Genomic DNA, 6081 nt, shown 5'->3' with positions numbered 1-6081 from the left:
GCCGATGGCGGCTTGTCGAGCACGGCAACGACAGCTCTCACCACATCGTCTACATAGGTGAAATCCCGCCACATCTCGCCATTGTTGAACACCCGGATCGGCTTGCCTTCGAGCATCGCCTTGGTGAGTATCCAATAGGCCATGTCGGGCCGGCCCCAGGGACAATCTAGTCCAATTCTGGCTTTAGCCGAAAGGCCCGATAGGCGCTACAGACAAGCTGTGCTGTCGACGCGTCAGCTCGCCTCGCGCAGGGCCTCGGCCGCCTGCAAGTCGACCGAGACGAGCTGGCTGACGCCCTGCTCGGCCATGGTCACCCCGAACAGCCGGTTCATGCGGGCCATGGTGATCGGGTTGTGCGTGATGATGACGAAGCGCGTCTCGGTGGTGGCGGCCATTTCGTCCATCAGATTGCAGAAACGCTCGACATTGTGATCATCGAGCGGTGCGTCGACTTCGTCGAGCACACAGATCGGCGCGGGATTGGTCAGGAACACGGCGAAGATCAGCGACATCGCTGTCAAGGCCTGCTCGCCGCCGGAAAGCAGCGTCATCGTCTGCGGTTTCTTGCCGGGCGGCCGCGCAAGGATTTCGAGACCGGCCTCGAGCGGGTCGTCGGACTCGATCAGTTGCAGTTCCGCCGTGCCGCCGCCGAACAGATGCGAAAACAGCCGCTGGAAATGGCCATTGACCACGTCGAAGGCAGCCAGAAGGCGTTCGCGGCCTTCGCGGTTCAGGCTCTGAATGGCCTGCCGCAGCTTGCGGATGGCCTCGATGATGTCCTCCCGTTCTGAAACGATGGTCTCCAGCCGGTCAGACAGTTCCTTTTGCTCTTCCTCGGCGCGCAGATTGACGGCGCCGAGCCGCTCGCGCTCGACCTTCAGCCGGTCGAGCTGACGCTCGATCTCAGTCATCTCCGGCATCGGGCTGTCGGCCTCCAGGCCGGTGTGGCGGATGACCAGATGCGGCGGCGTGTTCAGCGTCTCCTGGATGCGCGCCTCGACCTCCAGCCGTCTTTCGTCGGCAGCCGTCAGCCGCTCTTCGGCGCGGACGCGAGTTTCGCGCGCGTCGGCCAGCGACTGGATCGCTGATGTCGCGGCTTTGTCCAGTTCGGACTGCTTGTTCTCCGCCTCCTGCAACCGGTCGCCGGCTGCCTGGCGCAGGCTTTCGGCCTCGGCAAGCTGCGACAGCAAGGCGCGCCGCTTGGCGTCGATCTCGTCGGGTGCATCGGCCAGCCTTTCGCGTTCGGCTTCGGCCTCGGCCTTGCGTTCGCCAAGTGCGGCGATCTGCGTCGAGGCGTTTTCGGCGCGCTCCAGCCAGTTGCGGCGTTCCGCGCCGATGGCGTCGAGGCGGCGCGTGCGCGCTTCGGCTTCCCGCCTCAGGCCTTCATGGACGGCGCGGGCATCGGCAAGGGTGGCGCGGTCGCGAGCGACGTTGGCCGCCGACTGATCGAGCTGCAACTGCAGATCACCGAGATCGGGGGCGCTTTGCAGCAGCATCTCCGCCTCGGCGAAAGCCGCCGCCGTCTCTTCATGGCTGTCGACGATGCGCGCGCGCGCCTCGTCAAGCGCGGCGCGACGGCTCGACAGCTCACCGCCGGCCTTCTCGGCCTCGGCCAGAGCGGTGCGGGCGGCGTCCAGCCCATGCTGGGCATCACGCCCGGCCTGACGGGCCTTGCGCTCGGCCTCGCTCTCTCGGGCAAGGGCCTGCTCGGCATGGGCAAGAGCCTCTTCGGCCTGGCGCAGGATGCGCGTTGCGTGGACCGCCTCGGCGTCGAGCTCGGCCAGCCGGTTTTTCTGCGCCAGCCGCTGCGCGGCGGCGGTCGGCGCGTCGGCGCTCGCGGTGAATCCGTCCCAGCGCCACAGCGCCCCTTCGCGGCTGACCAGCCGCTGCCCTGGAGCAAGCTGCGCCTGCAGCCGTATTCCCTCAGCAGCGTCGACGATGCCGATCTGCGCCAATCGGCGGGCCAGTTGCGCCGGCGCGCGGACGACGCTGGCAAGGCTCTTGATACCTTCGGGCAGAGCGGCGTCGTCGCGCTGAACCTCGCTTTGGCCCCAATGCACCGGCGCACTGCGGTCGAGCGGCACGTCGAGATCTTCGCCAAGGGCGGCGCCCAGCGCCGTCTCGTAGCCGCGCTCGACGCTGATCTGCTCCAGCACGGACGGGAAGAGGTCGCCGCTCGCGGCATTCAGGATCTTGGCCAGCGTGCGGGCCTCGGTTTCTATGCGCGCCAGCTCGGCCTTTGCATCCTGAACCGGCGGGCGGGCGGCACTCTCCGCCGCGCGCGCCTCGGCGACAGCCTGTTCGGCGGCAATCGCAGCGGCTTCGGTTTCCTCCAGCAGCGCCAGCGCCTGTTCAACCAGAAATTGCTTCTCGGCGGGATCGGCCAAGCCGGCGACTCTGGAGGCGATATCGGACAATTCCCGGTCGACATCGGCGAGTTGGCGGGCGAAACGGTCGCGGCGCTCCGTGGTGTCGCGCAGCGTCCGTTCGATCTGGTTGCGGGAGGCGGCGGCCTCCGCCCGTTCGGCGGTCAGCCCGGCGAGTTTGGCTTCACTGGCGGCAAGCGTCGACGCCGCCTGTCCAACCGCCGCGCGGGTGCTGGCATCGCGCTCGGCGGCGCCGGCGTTTTCGGTGTTGAGCGCGGCTTCTTCGGCGGCGAGGCGCTCAAGAATATCCGCATTGTCGCGGACCATTCGCTCCTCGCGGACGATGTCGCCATCGAGCTGCTGGAGCCGGCGGTCGAGCTCCGCTTGGCGGGCGCGGATGCGACCCGCTTCTTCCTCGATCTGCGTCTTGGCGATCGACAGGCGCTGGAAGGCGGCAGCGGCGGCGGCTTCCGCATCGCGCAGTTCCGGCAACCGATGGGCGCCGATCCCTTGCTCCCTGGCGGCGGCCATCTGGGCGGCGGCGCGGTCGCCCACAAGTGCCGTGGCGATCGCCAGCGCCGAGCGCGCCTCGCCTTCCTGCGTCTTGGCCAGCGTCCAGCGCAGATGCAGCAGCGTCGCTTCAGCCTTGCGGATATCAGCCGACAGGTTCTTGAAGCGCGAGGCCTGGCGAGCCTGGCGCTTCAGGCTTTCGATCTGGCTTTCCAGCTCGCCGACGACGTCGTCCAGACGTTCCAGATTCTGTTCGGCCGCCTTCAGACGCAGTTCCGCCTCGTGGCGACGTGTGTGCAGACCCGAAATGCCGGCCGCCTCTTCCAGCAGTGCGCGGCGCGCCTGCGGCTTTGCCTGGATCAGCTCGCCGATGCGGCCTTGCCCGACCATCGAGGGCGAGCGCGCGCCGGTCGACTGGTCGGCGAAAAGCAGCTGCACGTCCTTGGCGCGGGCTTCCTTGCCGTTGATGCGGTAGAGCGAACCCGCCTCGCGCTCGATGCGGCGCGACACCTGCAACTCGTCCGCGTCGTTGAAGGCCGAGGGCGCGCTACGGTCGCTGTTGTCGAGGAAAAGCGTGACTTCGGCGGTGTTGCGGGCCGGACGCGTTCCGGAACCGGAAAAGATGACGTCGTCCATGCCGGACGCGCGCATGTTCTTGTACGAGCTTTCGCCCATCACCCAGCGCAGTGCCTCGACAAGGTTCGACTTGCCGCAGCCGTTCGGCCCGACGATGCCGGTCAGGCCGCGTTCAATGACGAACTCACCGGGTTCGACGAAGGACTTGAAACCGAGCAGGCGAAGGCGCGAGAATTTCATTCGCGCCGCCCCAAAAGCGGGTTCCGCAAAAATGTTCCGCCGTTTGGCGACAAGAACTCGCGGCGCAACAAAAAGTCGCGCACGCCGAAGCGCAGCCGCTTCGGCGCTGCCGAAACGTCAAAGCAGAGGGTCGATAATGGCCGAGATTTCCTCAATCGACAGCGCCCCCTTGTAGGTCTTCCCGTTGATAAAGAAGGTCGGCGTCGAGTCGACCTTGAATTCATCGGCGCCGCGCTTCTGGACCGACCTCACATCGTCCAGAAGTTTCTGGTCCGTCAAGCAGGCCTCGAACGACTCCTGTGTAAAACCGGCCATCTTGGAGATTTGCAGCAGGGCGTCCTTGGTATTGGCGACACCTGCCCAGTTCGCCTGCTGCTTGAACAGAACGTCCACCATTGCGAAATAATTGTCCTTGGAGCAGCGCGCCAGCATGAAACCGGCCTCGGCGCTGGGGTCGAAGGGGAATTCGCGCAGGATAAGGCGGGCCTTGCCGGTATCGATGTATTTCGTCTTCAGCGCCGGGAGAGTGGTTTCATGGAAATGCGCGCAGTGCGGGCAGGTCATCGAGGCATATTCGACGATGGTGACCTTCGCGTCGTCCTTGCCGAGTTGCATGTCGGGCAGTGTGCCGGGCTTCAGCAAGGCAGCCATGTCCACCGTGCCCTGGGCCTCAGGCGCCTTGGCCGCGGCCGCAGCGGCCGGCTTCGCCGGATCGGCCGGCTTCATCGCGTCGGCGGGGGCCGCAGGCTTCACATCCTCCGCCACGGCTTTCTCACCCGAGTCGCTGCATGCAGCGAGCAGAGCCACCGCCGGAATGGCGGCCAGCGACGACAGGAGGTTTCTGCGGGACAAAAGACGGGGCATACGAATCACCTGACAATGGTTTGGATTTTGCAATGCAAAGGCTAGAAAAGGCGAGAGTTGGCGCGAATTAAGGCATCGCCGTCCCCATTCCAATCGCCAAATCTTGGGTACGCGATCACGAAAGCGCGAGATTATATTTTCTTTTGACCGAGAATGGTGGCGCCGAGCCGCTCCAGCGAGGCGCGCAGCCCATCATCCTCGATCATTCCGACAGTGCCTGACAGCTTCACCTTCTCGGCCGCGGTCAGCGGCCGCAGGCTCGGTTCAAGCCGCCCTTTGTCAACCGTGACCGGCTTTTGCACGATTCTGATCCGGCCGATAGCGTTGAAGCCGAGGAAGGCGTTGACCCGGTTGATGATCTCGCCGGTCTCGTGCTGCAGATGGAGCGCCGCCATGCCGTCGCAGGCGACGACCAGCACCGCCGGCTCGAACGGATCGTCTTCATGCATGCGGCGCGGCCACTGGATCTTTTCAGGGCGCGAACGGCTGGCAAGCCGCGGCCCGGCAATCTCCTCCCATGACTGGACGAGCCCGATCGACATGCCGGCTCGCTTGCGCAGCACCGGATCGAGGATCTGGGTTGCGAGATCACTCACCGGAACGGGATTGCCGAAGGGCCTTTTCCCTGCCATGTGCGTTCTCCAGTCACGACCTTCACAATGCATCGGTTAGGCCAGTCCTCGATCAATGGCACTGCACGACCAGACCCGCAAGACCGCATCCGGAGACAGCGGCAAAGCCGCATCCGGAGACAGCGGCGAGATCGCGTCCCGCCTGCTCGCCTGGTACGACGCGCATCACCGCGACTTGCCGTGGCGGATTGCGCCGCGCGAGTTGGCACGCGGCATACGGCCCGATCCCTACCGGGTCTGGCTTTCCGAAGTCATGCTGCAGCAGACCACGGTCGAAGCGGTAAAATCCTATTTCCGGGCCTTTGTCGAGAAATGGCCTGATATCGAGGCGTTGGCCGCTTCACCGACCGAAGATGTCATGAAGGCCTGGGCCGGGCTTGGCTATTATTCCCGCGCGCGCAATCTCAAGGCCTGCGCCGATCTCGTCGCGCGGCGAGGCGGCAAGTTTCCGGATACGCAAGCTGGCTTGAGAGAGCTGCCCGGCATCGGCGCCTACACGGCGGCGGCGATCGCGGCGATCGCCTTCGACCAGCCCGCCGCGGTCGTCGACGGCAATGTCGAGCGGGTGGTTTCCCGGCTGTTTTCGATCGTCACGCCGCTGAGCGAAGCCAAGGGCGACATACGCACTTATGTCGAGCGCATGGTTCCAGCGACCAGACCGGGCGATTTCGCCCAGGCGATGATGGATCTCGGCGCGACGATCTGCACGCCGCGGCGGCCGCGCTGCGGGCTCTGCCCGCTGCGCGAGGATTGCAGTGCCATTATTTCCGGCGATGCCGAACACTTCCCTGTCCGCCTGCCGAAGGGTGAGAAACCGTTGCGGCGCGGGGCCGCCTTCGTTGCCGTACGTGATGACGGCGCCGTTCTTTTGCGCAAACGTGCGGATAAGGGCC

Annotated in this window: 4 protein-coding genes and 1 pseudogene; 1 reads left to right on the top strand and 4 read right to left on the bottom strand. The window is 65.6% G+C overall.

The window, feature by feature from the left end; translation table 11 throughout:
* From NMG80_RS05695 to NMG80_RS05680, 4 genes and pseudogenes are all read right to left on the bottom strand, one after another.
* A pseudogene (locus tag NMG80_RS05695) lies at positions 1 to 161 on the bottom strand (NAD-dependent epimerase/dehydratase family protein); the annotation flags it as partial.
* Between the two features lie 72 nt (positions 162 to 233).
* Positions 234 to 3692 (bottom strand): chromosome segregation protein SMC, encoded by a 3459-nt coding sequence (gene smc, locus NMG80_RS05690; protein WP_254017240.1) that lies wholly within the window; start codon positions 3690 to 3692, stop codon positions 234 to 236.
* Between the two features lie 117 nt (positions 3693 to 3809).
* Positions 3810 to 4556, bottom strand: coding sequence for a DsbA family protein (locus tag NMG80_RS05685; RefSeq protein ID WP_254017239.1), 747 nt, complete (start codon positions 4554 to 4556; stop codon positions 3810 to 3812).
* Between the two features lie 131 nt (positions 4557 to 4687).
* On the bottom strand, positions 4688 to 5188 hold the full coding sequence (locus tag NMG80_RS05680) for a DUF721 domain-containing protein (RefSeq protein ID WP_254017238.1): 501 nt from the start codon (positions 5186 to 5188) through the stop codon (positions 4688 to 4690).
* 55 nt (positions 5189 to 5243) lie between these two features.
* Here NMG80_RS05680 and mutY point away from each other — a divergent pair.
* Positions 5244 to 6081, top strand: an 838-nt coding sequence (mutY, locus tag NMG80_RS05675) for an A/G-specific adenine glycosylase (RefSeq protein ID WP_254017237.1), incomplete at its 3' end; no start/stop codon positions are given.

It is taken from the genome of Mesorhizobium escarrei (assembly GCF_935825525.1).
Lineage (GTDB): Bacteria > Pseudomonadota > Alphaproteobacteria > Rhizobiales > Rhizobiaceae > Mesorhizobium > Mesorhizobium escarrei.
Note: the sequence above shows the minus strand (reverse complement) of the source record. Positions and strands in the feature narration are given on the sequence as shown.

Coding starts and splice junctions, on each gene's coding strand:
- smc (WP_254017240.1), bottom strand. CDS start 3,692: ATGAAATTCTCGCGCCTTCGCCTGCTCGGTTTCAAGTCCTTCGTCGAA.
- NMG80_RS05685 (WP_254017239.1), bottom strand. CDS start 4,556: ATGCCCCGTCTTTTGTCCCGCAGAAACCTCCTGTCGTCGCTGGCCGCC.
- NMG80_RS05680 (WP_254017238.1), bottom strand. CDS start 5,188: ATGGCAGGGAAAAGGCCCTTCGGCAATCCCGTTCCGGTGAGTGATCTC.